The 17,967-nt window shown below is 72.2% G+C and carries 12 protein-coding genes and 2 pseudogenes; 9 read left to right on the top strand and 5 right to left on the bottom strand.

What is annotated here, in order from left to right; genetic code table 11:
* The 4 genes and pseudogenes from GTW40_RS20045 to mfd form a co-directional block, all read left to right on the top strand.
* Nucleotides 1-238: pseudogene (locus tag GTW40_RS20045) on the top strand (cellulose-binding protein); the annotation flags it as partial.
* A gap of 495 nt (nucleotides 239-733) precedes the next feature.
* Nucleotides 734-1,522: an ABC transporter ATP-binding protein gene (locus GTW40_RS20040; protein ID WP_161181570.1), complete on the top strand. Its 789-nt coding sequence runs from the start codon at nucleotides 734-736 to the stop codon at nucleotides 1,520-1,522.
* Nucleotides 1,519-4,098, top strand: a complete 2,580-nt coding sequence (locus tag GTW40_RS20035; protein ID WP_161181569.1) for an FtsX-like permease family protein — start codon at nucleotides 1,519-1,521, stop codon at nucleotides 4,096-4,098. The genes GTW40_RS20040 and GTW40_RS20035 overlap by 4 nt, the downstream gene beginning before the upstream one ends.
* A gap of 241 nt (nucleotides 4,099-4,339) precedes the next feature.
* A complete protein-coding gene (gene mfd, locus GTW40_RS20030) occupies nucleotides 4,340-7,873 on the top strand; it encodes a transcription-repair coupling factor (RefSeq protein WP_161181568.1) in 3,534 nt (1,177 codons plus the stop codon).
* A gap of 98 nt (nucleotides 7,874-7,971) precedes the next feature.
* Here the strand turns inward: mfd and GTW40_RS20025 are convergent, their stop codons facing one another.
* On the bottom strand, nucleotides 7,972-8,658 hold the full coding sequence (locus GTW40_RS20025) for a TetR/AcrR family transcriptional regulator (protein ID WP_237525591.1): 687 nt from the start codon (nucleotides 8,656-8,658) through the stop codon (nucleotides 7,972-7,974).
* A gap of 114 nt (nucleotides 8,659-8,772) precedes the next feature.
* Here GTW40_RS20025 and GTW40_RS20020 point away from each other — a divergent pair, with 114 nt between their 5' ends.
* Complete coding sequence (locus tag GTW40_RS20020) at nucleotides 8,773-9,648, top strand: hypothetical protein (protein WP_161181567.1); 876 nt, start codon at nucleotides 8,773-8,775, stop codon at nucleotides 9,646-9,648.
* A gap of 206 nt (nucleotides 9,649-9,854) precedes the next feature.
* A complete protein-coding gene (locus GTW40_RS20015) occupies nucleotides 9,855-10,538 on the top strand; it encodes an HNH endonuclease family protein (RefSeq protein ID WP_161181572.1) in 684 nt (227 codons plus the stop codon).
* 21 nt (nucleotides 10,539-10,559) lie between these two features.
* Here the strand turns inward: GTW40_RS20015 and GTW40_RS20010 are convergent, their stop codons facing one another.
* From GTW40_RS20010 to GTW40_RS19995, 4 genes are all read right to left on the bottom strand, one after another.
* Nucleotides 10,560-11,684 (bottom strand): hypothetical protein, encoded by a 1,125-nt coding sequence (locus GTW40_RS20010; protein ID WP_161181566.1) that lies wholly within the window; start codon nucleotides 11,682-11,684, stop codon nucleotides 10,560-10,562.
* 75 nt (nucleotides 11,685-11,759) lie between these two features.
* Complete coding sequence (locus GTW40_RS20005) at nucleotides 11,760-13,466, bottom strand: M48 family metallopeptidase (RefSeq protein WP_161181565.1); 1,707 nt, start codon at nucleotides 13,464-13,466, stop codon at nucleotides 11,760-11,762.
* 185 nt (nucleotides 13,467-13,651) lie between these two features.
* Nucleotides 13,652-14,344 carry a hypothetical protein gene (locus GTW40_RS20000; protein WP_237525590.1) on the bottom strand — a complete coding sequence of 231 codons (693 nt, stop codon included), beginning with the start codon at nucleotides 14,342-14,344 and terminating at the stop codon, nucleotides 13,652-13,654.
* A 317-nt stretch (nucleotides 14,345-14,661) separates the two neighbouring features.
* Nucleotides 14,662-15,354, bottom strand: a complete 693-nt coding sequence (locus GTW40_RS19995) for a hypothetical protein (protein ID WP_161181571.1) — start codon at nucleotides 15,352-15,354, stop codon at nucleotides 14,662-14,664.
* 188 nt (nucleotides 15,355-15,542) lie between these two features.
* Here GTW40_RS19995 and GTW40_RS33220 point away from each other — a divergent pair.
* The 3 genes and pseudogenes from GTW40_RS33220 to GTW40_RS19980 form a co-directional block, all read left to right on the top strand.
* Nucleotides 15,543-15,935: pseudogene (locus tag GTW40_RS33220) on the top strand (SAM-dependent methyltransferase); the annotation flags it as partial.
* A gap of 403 nt (nucleotides 15,936-16,338) precedes the next feature.
* Complete coding sequence (locus GTW40_RS19985) at nucleotides 16,339-17,106, top strand: methyltransferase (protein WP_161181563.1); 768 nt, start codon at nucleotides 16,339-16,341, stop codon at nucleotides 17,104-17,106.
* 275 nt (nucleotides 17,107-17,381) lie between these two features.
* On the top strand, nucleotides 17,382-17,774 hold the full coding sequence (locus tag GTW40_RS19980) for a DUF3040 domain-containing protein (RefSeq protein ID WP_161181562.1): 393 nt from the start codon (nucleotides 17,382-17,384) through the stop codon (nucleotides 17,772-17,774).
* Nucleotides 17,775-17,967: the final 193 nt, after the last annotated feature.

Below are 17,967 nucleotides of genomic sequence, written 5' to 3'. Positions count from 1 at the left end.
GCTGGCGGCGGCGAAGCGCGCGCTCGCGGCGGAGAAGGTCCGCGCGCCCCGGATCCAGGAGCTGGCGGACGCGCGCGCAGCCGAGGTCCTCGCCGCGGCACTGGACCACGAGGAGCGCACCGCCCGCGAGACCGAGCGCGTCCTGCGCGAACACGGCGAGATCTGGGACGAGGTGCGGCAGCAGGTGGACCACCTCCGCGACCGCCTGAGCGCGTCCATGGCGGCCGCTCGGAGCTGAACTCCGGCCTCGCGCCCCGGCAGCCGCCGACCCTGATCCGCCGCCCCCTCGGTGTCCCGTACACGCTTCGCGTGCGCGGGAGTCGTCGCGGCGGCCGCCCGCACGGGATACGGCGAGCTACGGCGGGGTGCGGCGGAATCCGGGTTGACCCTGACGCCGCGTGAGGGTGGAGGCTGTGCGGGCCGGGGGTGGAGACGACCCTGAGAACGTCTCCACCCGATGGTGGAGCACCCCTAGGGGTATCTCCGTACCGCGGGTCGGGGAGCGGTCGTCCCCCCGGAGGACGAGACGGCGCCTGTCCGCTCCTTAACCTGGCTTTACGCCGCTGGGGGGCGGCGTACCCGAGCCGCCGGGGTGGGGTTTGCCCCACCCGGACCGGGGGCTCCGCACCAGCGCGCGGCACCCCCGGGGCCCGCGAGAATCATCGACACAACCCGTACGAACGCACGCGCCGCCGGCGCGCGCTCCGACCTGCCATCCCATAGGAGACATACCGTGACATCGGCTGTGACCGTACCCAGGCACGGGGGCACTGGAGGACCTACGGCCGTTGCCGCGCGGGCGCGGCAGGTCGTGAAGGCGTACGGCGCCGGGGAGACCCGGGTCGTCGCGCTCGACCACGTCGACGTGGACATCGACCGCGGACAGTTCACCGCGATCATGGGCCCCTCCGGGTCCGGCAAGTCGACCCTGATGCACTGCCTCGCGGGGCTCGACACGGTGACCAGCGGTCAGATCTACCTGGACGAGACCGAGATCACCGGCCTCAAGGACAAGAAGCTGACCCAGCTGCGCCGCGACCGGATCGGCTTCATCTTCCAGGCGTTCAACCTGCTGCCCACGCTGAACGCGCTCGAGAACATCACGCTGCCCATGGACATCGCGGGGCGCAGGCCCGACCGGGAGTGGCTGGAGAAGGTCGTGGAGACCGTCGGGCTCGCCGAGCGGCTCAAGCACCGGCCGACCCAGCTCTCCGGCGGCCAGCAGCAGCGCGTCGCCGTGGCCCGCGCGCTCGCCGCCCGGCCGGAGATCATCTTCGGCGACGAGCCGACCGGAAACCTCGACTCGCGCGCGGGCGCCGAGATCCTCGGCTTCCTGCGCCGCTCCGTGCACGACCTCGGCCAGACCATCGTCATGGTCACGCACGACCCCGTCGCGGCCTCCTACGCGGACCGCGTGCTCTACCTCGCCGACGGCCGGATCGTGGACGAGATGCGCCGCCCCACCGCCGAGCAGGTCCTCGACCGGATGAAGGACTTCGACGCACGGGGGCGTACCTCATGACCGTGCTGAAGACCTCGATGCGCAACTTCTTCGCGCACAAGGGCCGTATGGCGCTCTCGGCGATCGCGGTCCTGCTGTCGGTCGCCTTCGTCTGCGGCACGCTGGTGTTCACCGACACCATGAACACCACGTTCGACAAGCTCTTCCAGGCGACGTCCTCGGACGTCACGGTGAGCGCCAAGAGCGCCTCCGACACCGGGGAGACCCAGTCCGGCACCGGCAAGCCGCCGGTGATACCCGCCTCCGTGCTCGGCGAGATCCGCAAGGCGCAGGGCGTGCGGTCGGCCGAGGGCACGGTGTTCTCCACCCAGGTCACCGTCGTCGACGCCGACAAGGAGCGGCTGTCGCCCAAGAGCGGCGCGCCTACCATCGTCGGCAGCTGGAACGGCAACGACGCGCGCACCATGAAGGTCACCACCGGTGCGGCGCCCCATGGTTCGGGGCAGATCATGGTGGACGCGGACACCGCGAAGAAGCACCAGCTGCGCCTCGGTGACGACATCGGCCTGATCACCGCGCTCGGCACGCACCACGCGCGCGTGTCCGGCATCGCCACCTTCACCGTCACCAACCCCGGCGCGGCGATCTTCTACCTGGACACGAAGACCGCCCAGCAGACCCTGGTCGGCCGCACCGGCGTCTACACCAACGTCAACGTCACCGCCGCCCGGGGCGTCTCCGACGACCAACTGAAGAAGGACGTCACGGCCGCGCTCGGCGGCGGCTACAAGGTGCAGACGGCCAAGGAGGTCGCCAACGCCAACCAGCAGGACGTCAAGAGCTTCCTCGACGTCATGAAGTACGCCATGCTCGGCTTCGCGGGCATCGCCTTCCTGGTCGGCATCTTCCTGATCGTCAACACCTTCTCGATGCTGGTCGCCCAGCGCACCCGCGAGATCGGCCTGATGCGCGCCATCGGCTCCTCGCGTGGCCAGGTCAACCGCTCGGTGCTCGTCGAGGCCCTGCTCCTCGGTGTCGTCGGCTCCGTCCTCGGCGTCGGCGCGGGCATCGGCATCGCCGTCGGCCTGATGAAGGGCATGGGCCTGATCGGCATGCATCTGTCCACCGACGACCTGACCGTCGCCTGGACCACCCCGGCCCTCGGCCTGCTGCTCGGCGTGGTCGTCACCGTCCTGGCGGCCTACCTCCCCGCCCGCCGCGCGGGCAAGGTCTCCCCGATGGCCGCCCTGCGCGACGCGGGCGCCCCGGCCGACGCCAGGTCCGGTGTCGTACGGGCCCTGATCGGCCTGGTCCTGACCGGCACGGGCGCCGCGAGCCTCTACGCGGCGGCCGTCGCCGACCAGGCCAAGACCGGCTCGGGCTGGCTGGGCCTCGGCATCGTGCTGACCCTGCTCGGCTTCGTCGTCATCGGCCCGCTGCTCGCCTCGGGAGTGGTGCGTGTTCTCGGCGCGGTCGTCCTGAGGGTCTTCGGCCCGGTGGGGCGCATGGCCGAGCGCAACGCGCTGCGCAACCCGCGCCGCACCGGTGCGACCGGCGCCGCCCTGATGATCGGCCTGGCCCTGGTGGCCTGCCTGTCGGTCGTCGGCTCCTCCATGGTGGCCTCCGCCACCGACCAGCTCGACAAGACCGTGGGCACGGACTTCATCATCCAGAACGACAACGGCGGCCTGATCACCCCGCAGGCGGTGCGGGCGGTCAAGGACACACCGGACCTGGAGCGGGTCACCGAGTACAAGGTCGTTCCCGCCAACCTGACCACCCCCGACGGCAAGGTCGCCAAGAAGGAGACGATCAACGCCGCCGACCCGACCTACGCGCAGGACCTGCGCACCGAGACCGTCTCGGGAACGCTCGCCGACGCCTACCGGGCCGACTCGATGTCCGTCCCCGAGGGCTTCGCCCGCGAGCACGGGATCAAGGTCGGCTCCACGGTCACGGTCGCCTTCACGGACGCCCGCACCGCGAAGCTGACGGTCCGCGCGATCACCAGCGACGACGGGATGGTCGACAAGGGCGCGATGTACGCCTCCATCGCCACGGTGAAGCGGTACGTCCCCGCCGACCGGATGCCGCTCGACGTCCTGGTCTTCGCCACGGCGAAGGACGGCCGGCAGGCGGCCGCCTACACGGCGCTCAAGTCGGCCCTGCGCGACTACCCGCAGTACACCGTGCGCGACCAGACCGACTACAAGAAGGCGTTCAAGGACCAGATCGGCGGGATGCTGAACCTGATCTACGGCCTCCTGGCCCTCGCGATCATCGTCGCCGTCCTCGGCGTGGTGAACACCCTCGCCCTCTCCGTGGTCGAGCGCACCCGCGAGATCGGCCTCATGCGCGCCATCGGCCTCTCCCGCCGCCAGCTGCGCCGCATGATCCGCCTGGAATCGGTCGTCATCGCCCTCTTCGGCGCCCTCCTCGGCCTCGGCCTCGGCATGGGCTGGGGCGCCACCGCCCAGAAACTCCTGGCCCTGGAGGGCCTCAACGTCCTCGACATCCCCTGGCCGACGATCATTATCGTCTTCGTCGCCTCGGCCTTCGTGGGCCTGTTCGCGGCGCTGATCCCGGCGTTCAGGGCGGGACGGATGAACGTGCTGAACGCGATCGCGACGGAGTAGAGGGTGTTTGAACCTGTGCCCGGAGGCTCGAAGAGCCTCCGGGCACAGGTGGTTTTTGGAGGGCGACTTTTCGAGTGACCGAGACGGGGGTCCAGGGGGCAGAGCCCCCTGGTCCATAAGCGGAGGTTGTCCACAGCCCCGACCAAGCCGAGCGGCAGCGACGTACGCTGGAACGTACCCCCGGCCCGTCAAACGAGTCGGGCCGTTCGCGTTCCCACTCCCTGGACGGAAAGCCCCTCGCATGAGCCTGCACGGTCTGCTGGACGCAGTAGTCAAGGACCCCGCCCTCGCGGAAGCGACCACGGCGGCCGCGGACGGCAACCGCACCCACGTGGACCTCGTGGGTCCCCCCGCCGCCCGCCCCTTCGCCATCGCCGCCCTCGCCCGCGAGGCCGGCCGCCCGGTGCTCGCCGTGACGGCGACCGGCCGGGAGGCGGAGGACCTGACGGCCGCGCTGCGCTCCCTGCTGCCCCCGGAGGGCGTGGTCGAGTACCCCTCCTGGGAGACGCTCCCGCACGAACGCCTCAGCCCGCGCAGCGACACCGTGGGCCGCCGCCTGGCCGTCCTGCGCCGCCTGTCCCACCCCCGCCCCGACGACCCCGAGACCGGCCCGGTCTCCGTCGTCGTCGCCCCCGTGCGCTCCGTGCTCCAGCCACAGGTCAAGGGCCTGGGCGACCTTGAGCCCGTATCCCTCCGTAGTGGCCAGACCGCCGACCTGAACGAGATCGTGGAAGCCCTCGCGGCAGCGGCGTATGCGCGCGTGGAGCTGGTGGAGAAGCGCGGCGAGTTCGCCGTGCGCGGCGGCATCCTCGACGTCTTCCCGCCCACCGAGGAACACCCACTGCGCGTCGAGTTCTGGGGCGACGACGTCGAGGAGATCCGCTACTTCAAGGTCGCCGACCAGCGCTCCCTGGAGGTCGCCGAGCACGGCCTGTGGGCCCCGCCCTGCCGCGAGCTGCTGCTCACCGACGACGTACGGGACCGCGCGCGTGCCCTCGCCGAGGACCACCCCGAGCTGGGCGAACTGCTCGGCAAGATCGCCGAGGGCATCGCGGTGGAGGGCATGGAGTCCCTGGCGCCGGTGCTCGTCGACGACATGGAACTGCTCATCGACGTCCTGCCCAAGGGCGCCATGACCGTCGTCTGCGACCCGGAGCGGGTCCGTACGCGCGCCGCCGACCTCGTTGCCACCTCCCAGGAGTTCCTGCAGGCGTCCTGGGCGGCCAGCGCGGGCGGCGGCGAGGCGCCCATCGACGTCGGCGCGGCCTCCCTGTGGTCCATCGCGGACGTGCGGGACCGCGCGCGCGAGCTGGACATGATGTGGTGGTCGGTCTCGCCGTTCGCCGCCGACGAGGAGCTGGACGGCGACACGCTCAAGCTCGGGATGCGCGCCCCCGAGGCGTACCGGGGCGACACCGCGCGCGCCCTGGCCGACACCAAGGGCTGGCTGGCCGACGGCTGGCGCACGGTCTTCGTCACCGAGGGCCACGGCCCGGCCGCGCGTACGGCCGAGGTGCTCGGCGGCGAGGGCATCGCCGCCCGCCTCGACCAGGATCTCGGCGAGCTGAGCCCGTCCCTGGTGCACGTCTCCTGCGGCTCGATCGACCACGGTTTCGTGGACCCGGCGCTGGGGCTCGTCGTCCTCACCGAGACCGACCTGACCGGCCAGAAGGCCGCGGGCCGTGACGGCGCCCGGATGCCCGCGCGCCGCCGCAAGACCATCGACCCGCTCACCCTGGAGACGGGCGACTACATCGTCCACGAGCAGCACGGTGTCGGCCGCTACATCGAGATGGTGCAGCGCACCGTCCAGGGCGCCACCCGCGAGTACCTGGTCGTGGAGTACGCCCCCGCCAAGCGCGGCCAGCCCGGCGACCGCCTCTACATCCCGACGGACCAGCTGGAACAGATCACCAAGTACGTCGGCGGCGAGGCCCCCACCCTGCACCGCCTGGGCGGCGCCGACTGGACGAAGACCAAGGCGCGCGCCAAGAAGGCCGTCAAGGAGATCGCGGCCGACCTGATCAAGCTGTACAGCGCGCGCATGGCCGCCCCCGGCCACGCCTTCGGCGGTGACACGCCCTGGCAGCGCGAGCTGGAGGACGCCTTCCCGTACGCGGAGACCCCCGACCAGCTCACCACCATCGCCGAGGTCAAGGAGGACATGGAGAAGACGGTCCCCATGGACCGCCTGATCTGCGGCGACGTGGGCTATGGCAAGACCGAGATCGCGGTCCGCGCCGCCTTCAAGGCCGTCCAGGACGGCAAGCAGGTCGCCGTGCTCGTCCCCACGACCCTCCTGGTGCAACAGCACTTCGGCACCTTCTCCGAGCGGTACTCGCAGTTCCCGGTCAACGTGCGCGCCCTGTCCCGCTTCCAGACCGACGCCGAGGCCAAGGCCGTCCTGGAGGGCCTGAAGGACGGCTCGGTGGACGTGGTGATCGGCACCCACCGGCTGTTCTCCTCCGAGACCAAGTTCAAGGACCTCGGCCTGGTCATCGTCGACGAGGAGCAGCGCTTCGGCGTCGAGCACAAGGAGCAGCTGAAGAAGCTCCGCGCCAACGTGGACGTGCTCACCATGTCCGCCACGCCCATCCCGCGCACCCTGGAGATGGCGGTCACCGGCATCCGCGAGATGTCCACGATCACCACCCCGCCCGAGGAGCGCCACCCGGTCCTCACCTTCGTCGGACCGTACGAGGAGAAGCAGATCGGCGCCGCCATCCGCCGCGAACTGCTGCGCGAGGGCCAGGTCTTCTACATCCACAACCGCGTCGAGTCCATCGACCGCGCCGCCGCCCGGCTGCGCGAGATCGTCCCCGAGGCGCGGATCGCCACGGCCCACGGCCAGATGTCCGAACAGGCCCTGGAACAGGTCGTGGTGGACTTCTGGGAGAAGAAGTTCGACGTCCTGGTCTCCACCACGATCGTGGAGTCCGGCATCGACATCTCCAACGCGAACACGCTCATCGTCGAGCGCGGCGACAACTTCGGCCTGTCCCAGCTGCACCAGCTGCGCGGCCGCGTGGGCCGTGGCCGCGAGCGCGGGTACGCCTATTTCCTCTATCCCCCGGAGAAGCCGCTCACCGAGACCGCCCACGAGCGCCTCGCCACCATCGCCCAGCACACCGAGATGGGCGCGGGCATGTACGTCGCCATGAAGGACCTGGAGATCCGTGGCGCGGGCAACCTGCTCGGCGGCGAGCAGTCCGGCCACATCGCGGGCGTCGGCTTCGACCTGTACGTCCGCATGGTCGGCGAGGCGGTCGCGGACTACCGGCGCCAGCTGGAGACCGGCGAGGTCGAGGAGGAGCCGCCGCTCGAGGTCAAGATCGAGCTGCCGGTCGACGCGCACGTCCCGCACGACTACGCCCCCGGCGAGGGGCTGCGCCTCCAGGCGTACCGGGCCATCGCCGCCGCCAACTCGGAGGAGGACGTCAAGGCCGTCCGCGAGGAACTCACCGACCGCTACGGCAAGTTGCCCGAGCCGGTGGAGAACCTGCTGCTGGTCGCCGGGCTGCGGATGCTCGCGCGGGCCTGCGGGGTGGGCGAGATCGTCCTCCAGGGCAACAACATCCGCTTCGCGCCTGTGGAGTTGCGCGAGTCGCAGGAGCTGCGGCTCAAGCGGCTGTACCCGGGTTCGCTCGTCAAGGCGAACGCACACCAGGTGCTGGTCCCGCGCCCCAAGACCGCGAAGGTCGGCGGCAAGCCGCTGGTCGGGCGCGAACTGCTGGGCTGGGTGGGGGAGTTCCTGGCGGCGATCCTGGGGTCGTGAGGGCTCTACTTCTGTGACAGTGGGCGCGTCTCCTCTCGGGGGCGCGCCCACTGTCGTGTCCGGTGCCGTGGTGGCCCGGGCTGTCGGCTCGTGGCGGGTCAGGCCCCGGCGGCCCGGTCCCCGGAGGCTCGGTCGCCGGCGGGCCGGTCGCCCGCGGCCCGGTCCTCGCCGGACGCGCGGCCGGGCCGCTCCTCGTCCGCCGAGTGGAACAGCATCGCCGTGAGCGCGTGGAACACCTCCTCGGGGTCCTGGCCACCCACCGGTCCGTCGAGGTTGTGGCCGAGGAGCAGGGTGGCGAAGCCGTGGGCCAGGGACCAGGCGGCGATGCCGGCGAGACGGGCATCGGGGCCCCGGTCGCCGGGGTCCACGGCGGCGACGACGGCGCTCAGCGCGTCGGCGGCCAGGGTGCGGGCGGTGGTCAGTTCGAGATCGTCGGCGCGCAGCAGCTCCGAGGAGAACATCACCTGGAAGTGCGCGGGGTGCTCGCGCGCGAAGCGGACGTAGCGCACGCCCGCCTCCCGCAGGTCCGGCGCCTCCCGCAGGGCCTCGGCCAGCAGCCCGAACCCCTCCGCCGCGATGGCGGTGAGCAGCCCGGTCCGGTCCTTGAAGTGGTGCGCGGGCGCGGCGTGCGAGACACCGGCCCGCCGGGCGAGGTCGCGCAGACTCAGCCCGGCGGGGCCGTCGGCGGCGATGGCGTCGAGCGCGGCGGTGAGTACGGCGCGCCGCAGATCGCCGTGGTGATACGGCGAACGCCGCTCGGCGGACGCCGACTTCGAGGAACTCATGCGTACCAGAGTACGCCCGATCTAGTCATTGACAAGTTTCACCCGCCCCGGCAATCTGGACAGTGTCAAGTTCGGGCGGCCCGTCCGGGTCGCGTACGGGGGAGGAGTCACGGCATGTCCGAGGAAACCGTGGGGACGGCACGCGCGCGCCAGCTCTGGCACCTGCTGGAACCGTTCCACGCACTGCTCTATTACGCGCCCGAGGTGGAGCGCGAGTCGGCGGCGCTCGGGTACGGCACCGGGGACCGCTGGCCGAGCTACTTCCCGCTGCGCGCGGCCCCCTTGGGTCGGGTCGGCGCCGCGCGGGTGACCTCCGCGTTCTACAGCTTCAGCCCCCGCATGGTCGCCCGGCACATGGACGGCGCGTGGGACGTCGCCGCCCCGGACGAGGTGCTGGCCGCCCGCCTGCGCGGCATGGACGGCGCCTACCGGGCCGTCCTCGGTGACCGGGTCGACGGCCCGGAGCTGGCCGAGGCCGCCGCCCTCGCCCGGCAGGCCGCCGAGGCGGCGAGTGTGGAGGGCCGCCCCCTCGCTGCCGCCAACGCCGAACTGCCCTGGCCCGAGCCCCCGCACCTCCAGTTGTGGCACGCGGCCACGATCCTGCGCGAACACCGGGGCGACGGCCATCTGGCCGCCCTCCTCGTCGCGGGCCTCGATCCGGTCGAGTCGCTGGTGTCCTTCGCGGCGATAGGCGCCGCGTCCGTAGAACGCTTCGCGAGCCGTGGCTGGAGCCCCGAGGAATGGAAGGCCGCGCGCGAACGTCTCGCCGGGCGCGGCCTGGTGGAACCGGACGGCATGGCCACGGACGCGGGCCGCGCCCTGCGCCGCCGCGTCGAGGAGCACACCGACCGGCTCGCCGTCGCCCCGTGGCAGGCACTCGGCGCGCCCGCCGCCGACCGCCTGGCCGACCTGCTGGGCGACCACTGGGTCGCCGTCCTCTCCTCCGGCCTGCTCCCCTCGGAGTCGACCCTGGGGATAGGCAAAGTGTGAACGAGGCGCGCGAACTCATGGAGGGAGGGAAGAACATGAGCCCCTGATGCACCCGATGCCCCTGAACGCCCCTTTGGTTCCTGTTCGTCGGCCAACGCCCGGCGGCTACGGTGGAGGACGGATCGAACCGTCCGCACCGGCGGACGGACAGGCGCGAACGAGGGGGGCGCACCGTGAGGCGCTTGTGGGGCGGGGCGATCGTCACCATGGTCATGACGGCCGCCGTGACCGGATGCCAGACCGACCAGACCAAGGGCTCCTCCGGCCCCGAGGAGACCGGCGCCACCGGCGCCGCCCTGAGCGCCGCCGAGGCACTCCCCGTCAAGGGCCGCGCACCGAAGACCGGTTACTCCCGCGAGCGCTTCGGCAGCGCCTGGGCGGACACCGACTCCAACTCCTGCGACACCCGTGACGACATCCTCAAGCGCGACCTGAAGGAGGTGAAGTTCAGCGGAGGCCAGTGCAAGGTGACCTTCGGCGTCCTGAAGCCCGACCCCTACTCCGGCAAGACCGTCACCTACCGGCGAGGACGCAGCCTGGTCGACATCGACCACGTCGTCGCGCTCTCCGACGCCTGGCAGAAGGGCGCCAAGTACTGGGAGCCCAGCAAGCGCATAGCCCTCGCCAACGACCCGCTCAACCTCCTGGCGGTCGACGCGAGCACCAACCGCGGCAAGGGCGACGGCGACACGGCCACCTGGGTACCGCCGGACAAGTCCTACCGCTGCGCCTACGTCGCCGCCCAGGTCGCCGTCAAGAAGAAGTACGGCCTGTGGGTCACCTCTGCCGAGAAGTCCGCCATGAAAAAGGTCCTGACGACCTGCCCCGGGCAGAAGCTCCCGACGGGCGGCAACCCGACGAACGCCCCGTCACGCTTCAAGGCCCGCTGAGCCCGCCGGGCCCGCCGGACGTCAGCTCCAGGTCGCCTGGCCGCGCGGTGCGGGGGCGGGGCAGCCTGCCTTCTCCCAGGCGACGAAGGTGTTGGTGCGGGCGAAGACGAAGGCCTTGAGCGGGTTGCCGGAGTAGGTCCACGGCACGCTGCCGATGTAACCGCCGATCGCGCGGAACTGCTCGACGGCGTCCGCGTACCGCTTCGTCTGGAACAGGGTGTCCGCCAGCAGATGCCGGACCAGCGGCAGCCGGTGGTGCCCGGCGGGCGTCAGGTCCACGGCGTCCAGGGTGGCGTCCAGGGTCGGCTGCACGAACGGCTGGTTGTACACGGGCGCCTTCGAGTCGCGGAACGCGTGCTCCATCAGCGCGTACAGGCGCAGCACGGGGAGCAGGCTGCCCCGCGGGGCGTTGACCGTGGCCTCTTCGGCGAACGCGTACATCAGCTCGTGCGAGCCGCGCCACTTGGCGCACCAGTACTGCAGGGCGCTGACATGGGCGCCGAAGTGGTGGGGGTCGCGCGCGGTGATCTCGGCCCACAGTGCCCGGAAGTCCTCATGCGACCAGCCGAGTCCCAGGGCGATGGTGATCTGCGCGATCCACGGGCTCGGGTCCTCGGGCGCCATCCGCGCGGCCTCCTGGCAGGCGGGCAGCGCCTCGGCCAGCAGCCGGTGGAAGCCCTCGAACTGCTCGGCCGTGGTGTGCTGGGCCTGCTTCGCGCCGCGGACGTTGCCCGCGAGCGTGATGAGCGCGTCGGCGTGCACGAGCGCGGCGGACGGATCGCCGGGGTACTCGGCGCGCCACGCCTCGAGCCAGGTGTCGTCCTCGGCGGCGGCGTGCACGAGGATGCCGAGCCGGTACCAGCGCAGGTCCCAGTCGCGGCCCGCCCCGGCCAGGTAGGCGGCGGCCTGCCGCCAGTCACCGGCGAGCGCGGCCTCCGCGACCGCGTCGGCCTCCGGGTCGGGGCCCGCGTAGGAGGCGTCGAGCTGCGCGGCGGGCACCAGGCCGTACTTGGCGGGGTCAATGTTCACCGGTGCCTTGGCCTTCGCCTCGGCCCGGGCGGCGCGCGCCTTGCGGGCGTTGCGGGGGATGGTGACGGCCGCATAGGCGAGGATGCCGGCACCGGCTATGTCGATCAGGACGCTCATACCGGGTCTTTCCGATTCGGGGCCGCCTGGAAGGGGTGATCGAGGAGGCCGTAGGGGGAGGGGAGCGGGAGGCTGTCAGGCCGGAGTGTGGGGCGGCGGCCAGGGTAGGTCGGGGGACGAGGGCCAGGACGGGCCGGGAGAAGGGGGCGTCGCGTTGGCGGACGGGAAGTGGGCGCCGACGGACAGCAGCGCACGCAGCGGTGCCGTGTGGGGCCGGTCGGCGGACGCGTAATCCAGGGCCTCCTCCAGCGCCTCGGTGAATCCGTGGGGTTCCTGGTGCTGTACCGGGGGCCCCGCCCAGCACAGCTCCCACCGGCACAGCCCCGCGTCCAGCGCGGTGAGCAGGGCCAGGTGGTGCAGGGCTGAGCGGAAGGCCGTCCTGGCGAACTCGCGCCTCGCACGGCCCTTGCTCCGGGCCGCCTGTTCCGACAGGGGCAGCCGCTCCGCGACCTCGTGCAGCAGGCCCAGGTCGAGGAGGTCCAGCAGGATGTCGAGGCGGGTGGCCGCGTAGGTGGCGACGCCTCGCGCCGCGGCCACCTCGGTGACGGCCAGCAGCAGCGGATCCGCCTCCCGCGTCCAGCTCTCCCGCCGCGTCTGCGACGGCAGTTCGGCCCAGGGCACCCGCCGCATGGCCAACGCCTCGCGGCTCAGCACGGCCCGCTCCAGTGCGGCCAGGACGGCGTCCGGCTCCCGGAGCAGCGCGGACGCGGGGCGCCGTACGAACGGGGTGCCGCGGCCGTCGTCGGGCAGCGCCTTCAGCGCCGCGATGCGGTCGGCCGTGGGCGGGTGGGAGTCGTACGGAGACCGCTCCCGGGTTTCCTCCCGCGGCAGTGGTTCCCGGGCCAGTGCCTCCAGTTCGGCCCTGCGGGTGCCGTCCGCGAGCAGGAGGGCGAGGCCGCCGTGGAACTGTCCCTCCGGCGGCAGCAGTCCGGCTTTCCAGCCCATCATGACGTAAGCGCGCCGACAGAGGTCGTCCGCCGCGTCGAGCACGGGGATGCGGCGCAGCGCGGCGGCGGTGGTGTCCCGTCCGGCGACCCGGGCGGCGGCCAGATTGGCCGCGTACTCCTCCCGGCGGCTGACGGCCTCGGTCAGCCGCAGACACAGCTGGGCGTAGGCGCAGAAGACGATGGCCAGGTAATGGTCCGGGCCCCGCTTGAGCTCCCGCCGCGCCGCCGGTGTCTTGCCCGCCGCCCGGCGTCGCGCGTCCCGCGTGGCGAACGCCTGCTTCTGCTCGGCCTCGTCACGTGCGGCCCGCTCCCGCAGTGTGCTCACGGTGTGCAGCAGTCGGCTGCGCAGCACCCAGACCAGGTTGGCGAGCCGGGTGTCGTGGTGCGCGTAGTGCCCCAGTTCGTGCCCGAGCACGGCGTCCAGTTCGTCCTCCGGCAGGCCGATCAGCAGCGCCGCACCGAGGAAGAGCCGCCGTTCACCCGCGACCAGCCCGAGCCACCGGGCGTCCTCCTGCACCATGGCCACCGCACCCGGGACCAGCTGGATCCGCGCGGGCGGCCGCGTGCCCACCCGCTCGGCCAGGTCGCGCACCCGCCCCCACAACTCCGGCTGCTCCTGCGGCGTCAGCGACAGGCCGGGGATCTCCTCCCGCCCGTCCGGGCGGCCGCGGCTGAGCACGACCACGCGCACCACGCACCAGGCGATCGCCACGGAGCCGAGGTATCCCTCGAGCGTGGCGATCGTGAAGCCCGGTCCCCGGGTCAGGATCACGTCCAGGGCCGCCACCGCGGCCAGGATGAGCACGGCCAGGAGGTAGAAGCCGGCCAGTAGCACGAGGGCGAGCGCGGCACGCGCCGCGGTCCCGGGCGCAGCGCGGCCCCGCGGAGCGGCTTCTTCCGCGGCCGCCCTGCCGGCCGGGCGGGACGTCGGGCGCATCGGCATCCTTCACGGGAACGAAACGGGGGAGGGAACGGGGGAACACCGGTGCCCGGGCCTGTCGCCCGGGCACCGGTGGTGTTCTACTTCAGTGCCGACAGGATCGTCGTCGTCACCTTCTTCGCGGACGCGGCGCCGTTGTCGGTGCCCGCCGTGGACATCACGGTGACGACGGAGTTGCCGGAACGGGCGGCGATCAGGGTCTGGCCGTTCTGCCACGTGCCGCTCGTCAGCGTCATCGTGTAGGCCTCGTCACCGAGTCCGGCCATGGGCGCGCCCGTGACCTTCACCGTGGCGTGCATGTCGGTGTCCGTGAACGTGGCGCACTCGGCGGCGACGGACTGAAGTTGCTTCATCACGTCCTGCGCGGTGGTGCCCTGGAACGCGTCTATCTCCTGGGCGACCGACTCGGTCTTCTCCGAGTTGGCGTAGTCGTTCTGCGCGAAGGAGACGCCGCCCTTGTAGCCGGTTGTCTGGATCCAGGACGTGATCTCCAAGTCGGCGCAGTCCGGCTTGGCGGTCTTCCGGGCGGACGGGGACAGGAAGTCGGCGCCGCTGTCCGCGGCGCCGTCCGCCTCCAGGGTCATCCCGGACGGGAAGGCCGACGCGGGCGCCAGCGCCTCCTTCAGCCGAGTGCCGTTGAGGAGACCGGCGTTGGGGTCCTTCGCCTTGGCAGCCCCGGCGGGCTTGGCGCTCGCGGCGGTGCCGGAGTCGGACGACGAACCGGAGGAGCACGCGGACAGAGCCAGCGGGAGTGCCGCGGTGGCGATCAGCATGACGGCACGGGACGGGAGACGCATCGGATTCCTGTTCGAGTGATGGCGGTTATGTACGGTATGCACTTCGGGTCACATGAAGATCACGCGATCCCCAAAGGGAGGCCAAAGCGCTCTCGGAGTTGGCGCGGGGTCATTCCTGGGCATCGGCGCGGGTGCGGGTCGGGGGCCGTGACGCCGGTGCGGTGGGGCGGCGGGTGCTGCGAGTGCGGCGGGGTTCGTGGGCCGTCGGCCGGGGCGCGCCCGGCGGGGTGCCGGGCGCGTGTCGGGTGTAGTGCCGGGTGTTCGGGTCGACGGAGGCGCCGGGGCGCGCTCGGTCAGGACGTCTTCTTCCAGTCGCCGCAGCCGGTCGTCTTGAAGTAGGCGTCCGACGGGCTGATGGTGACGACGGCCGCGCCGGTCGCGTTGTCGTTCGCGACGATCGAGTCCACGCCGTGCACGGCGTCCCTGGTGCGTTCCCAGTAGCAGTTGGCGTCGGCACCGTTTCCGGTGGACCGGTAGGTGCCCGGCGCGACGTCGGTGCCGACCTTGAACATGCCCCCGTCGCCGTCCATGGAGGAGGCGGGCGTGCCCTTCGTCTTCGGGTCGACGGTCTCCCAGTCCTTGCAGCCGCTGGACTTGAAGAGTCTGTCGGTGGCCTTGACGGTGACGTAACTCGTGCCGGTGACGTTGTCGTTGGCCAGCAGCGAGTCCACCTCGCCCTTGGCGTCCTTGGCGCGCTCCCAGTAGCACATGCCGTCGGTGTTGCCGCTCGTGCGATACGTCCCGGGCTTCACGTCGGAGCCGACCCGGTAGTCGCCGTCCCCGTCGAAGGCGGCCTTCTTCTTCGCCGCCCCGGCGCCCCCCGCGCTCTTCTTGCCGCCGGGCGTGTGCCCGGCGGAGGCCGAAGAGGCCGCGTCGCCGCTGCCCGAGCCGCCGTCCTTGCCGTTATTGCCGGCGTTCGCGGACACGACACCGATGACGACGATCCCCGCGACCGCGCTCAGCGCGATCTTGCCCTTCATGCCCATGGCGAATCCCTCCCCCAAGCGGCGGCCGCCCCTTTCCGGTGGCCGCTCGTTCGCTGGGTCAATGAGAGCAGAGCCTGTGAACCGAGTCAACACGGTTCACAGGACTGGAGTTGTACACGCCTGTGAAGGCGTGGATCTTGCGTACACGGCTATGCTCGGCACACACACGGACGAGAGGAGCGCGGCGGGTGCAGGACAACGCGACAGAGGTGACCGCGGCCGGGATCGCGCGGCTCGCCGGGGTGGGCCGCGCCGCCGTCAGCAACTGGCGCCGCCGGCACGCCGACTTCCCGAAGCCGGTCGGCGGCACCGAGACCAGCCCGTCGTTCGCCCTCGCCGAGGTCGAGACCTGGCTGCGCAAGCAGGGCAAACTCGCCGAGGTCCCGCTGCGCGAGCGGGTCTGGCAGCAACTCGCCGGGCACCCCGAGGGGCCGCTGACGGCACTGGTGCACGCGGGCTGTGTACTGCTGCTGATCCACGAGCGCCCCACCGTCTGGCTCGACGTCAGCGCCGGTTCGGACGAGCGCCTGGCCGCGATGCTGCCGGAAGCGCTGAAGCGGGTGCTGACCCCGCGCTTCGGCGGAGCGCCGGACCGCACCGTTCACAGCGGTCGGCCCGCGAGCGGCGGGGCGAGTGTGAACAGCTCCCGTGGGACGGGGGCTGTGAACGCCGCGTATGGCGCGCAGGGTGTGAACCCCGTCCTCGGCACACAGGATGTGAACGCCGCATCCGCTGCCGGTGGTGTGAACCCGGCACACGCGACGCCTGGTGTGAACACCGGTCCGGCGGAACCAGGCGTGAACACGGGCCCATCGCCCAAGGGTGTGAACGCAGGCACCCCGTCCCCCGGTGTGAACACACCCGGTACGGCACCCACGGTGAACCCCGCGCCCACCAGTCCCGCCCCGCCCGGGCCGGGCCGGGGAGGCAACCCCTTTCGCGCCGCCGGGCAACGGGCGGTGCCGCGCCGAGGAGTCAACTGCCGTGCCGGACCCGATGCCCCGCGCCTCCCTCCGTACCGCCGTGGTGTGGGACGTCCTCCGGGACGCCCTCGACCGCCGGGTCAAGGCCTCGGGACGGGACGTGCTGGACGTGCTCGACACCGGCGGCGGCAGCGGCCGGTTCGCGGTGCCGGTCGCCCGGCTCGGCCACCACGTCACCGTCGTCGACCCCAGCCCCAACGCCCTCTTCGCCCTGGAGCGCCGGGCGGCCGAGGCGGGCGTCGCCGACCGGGTGCGCGGTGTCCAGGGCGACGCCCACGGCCTCTTCGACGTGGTCGACCGCGGCGGCTACGACGCGGTGCTGTGCCACGGCGTCCTGGAGTACGTCGACGACCCCGCCGAGGGCGTCCGCAACACCGTCGCCGCGCTGCGCCCCGAGGGCGTGCTCAGCCTGCTCGCGGCCGGACTCGGAGGCGCCGTCCTCGCCCGCGCCCTGGCCGGCCACTTCACCGAGGCCCGGCACGCCCTCCAGGACCCCGACGGCCGCTGGGGCGAGGGCGACCCGGTCCCGCACCGCTTCACCGCCGAGCAGCTGACCGCGCTGGTCGAGGGCGCGGGCCTCAGGGCGGCCGCGGTGCACGGCGTACGGGTCTTCGCGGACCTCGTGCCCGGCGTCCTGGTGGACACCGAGCCCGGCGCGCTCGACGCCCTGCTCCGCCTGGAGGCGGCCGCGGCCGAGCTGCCCGCCTTCCACTCCGTGGCCACGCAGATCCATGTGCTCGGTGAGACGGCCGGGGCGCCGCGGGCCTGAGTGCCCCGGGTGACCCGCCGCTGATCAGGGGCTTGTCGGCAGATGGAGTACGCCACAAGCCCTCCGATCGAGGGGTTTGCGCCGTATGATCGAGGTACACCGAACCGGCATGACGGGTCGGCCGTTGGGGAATGGAAGCTTCAGCGGGCCGGGACGCCGTGGCGGTCCCGGTTGGTCAGAAGGCGCAGAGGGGCGGGTTTCACGGGGGCGATTCCCTGCCTATCCTGAGAAGACCCCCCGGGTCGCCCCGGCGACTGCACGATGAGGAGGACTCCGTGCCGCTCTCGGAGCACGAGCAGCGCATGCTCGAGCAAATGGAGCGAGCGCTGTACGCCGAAGATCCCAAGTTCGCGTCGGCGCTTGAGGGAAACGGGCTGCGGACGTACACCCGGCGGCGGGTCTACCTGTCCGCGGCGGGCTTCCTCGCGGGTATCGCGCTCCTGATCGCCGGAATGGTCCCGCAGATCATCTGGATCAGCGTGGTGGGTTTCCTCGTCATGCTGGGCTGTGCCGTGCTCGCCGTCACCGGCTGGCGCAACGCCCCCAAGCCGGGCGAGCGCCAGCGCCACGGTCCGGCGGCCCGTCGCCGCCCCATGCGCCGCAAACGGACCATGATGGAGCGGATCGAGGCCCGCTGGCAGCGCCGCCGCGACGAGCAGGGCCGCTGACAGCCCGCTCAGACGGACACGCGTGAGGGGTGACCACCGACTCGGTGGTCACCCCTCACGCGTGTCCGCACGCCGGTCCCGGGTCTACGAGCCCTACGAGCCCTACGATCCGCCCCGGCCCGTCGTCGCCCCGCCGTCCGGTACCGGCCGCAGCGCCGCCGCCCGGGCCCGCAGTGCCGTCCACCGGTCCGCC

It is taken from the genome of Streptomyces sp. SID4985, assembly GCF_009863025.1.
Taxonomy (GTDB): domain Bacteria; phylum Actinomycetota; class Actinomycetes; order Streptomycetales; family Streptomycetaceae; genus Streptomyces.
The sequence above is the reverse complement of the archived record's forward strand: the minus strand, read 5'-3'. Positions and strand labels throughout refer to the sequence as shown.

Bases quoted from the DNA above. Each gene is read 5' to 3' on its own strand.
- GTW40_RS20035 (WP_161181569.1), top strand. From the start codon at position 1,519: ATGACCGTGCTGAAGACCTCGATGCGCAACTTCTTCGCGCACAAGGGC.
- mfd (WP_161181568.1), top strand. From the start codon at position 4,340: ATGAGCCTGCACGGTCTGCTGGACGCAGTAGTCAAGGACCCCGCCCTC.
- GTW40_RS20025 (WP_237525591.1), bottom strand. From the start codon at position 8,658: ATGAGTTCCTCGAAGTCGGCGTCCGCCGAGCGGCGTTCGCCGTATCAC.
- GTW40_RS20020 (WP_161181567.1), top strand. From the start codon at position 8,773: ATGTCCGAGGAAACCGTGGGGACGGCACGCGCGCGCCAGCTCTGGCAC.
- GTW40_RS20015 (WP_161181572.1), top strand. From the start codon at position 9,855: ATGGTCATGACGGCCGCCGTGACCGGATGCCAGACCGACCAGACCAAG.
- GTW40_RS20010 (WP_161181566.1), bottom strand. From the start codon at position 11,684: ATGAGCGTCCTGATCGACATAGCCGGTGCCGGCATCCTCGCCTATGCG.
- GTW40_RS20000 (WP_237525590.1), bottom strand. From the start codon at position 14,344: ATGCTGATCGCCACCGCGGCACTCCCGCTGGCTCTGTCCGCGTGCTCC.
- GTW40_RS19995 (WP_161181571.1), bottom strand. From the start codon at position 15,354: ATGGGCATGAAGGGCAAGATCGCGCTGAGCGCGGTCGCGGGGATCGTC.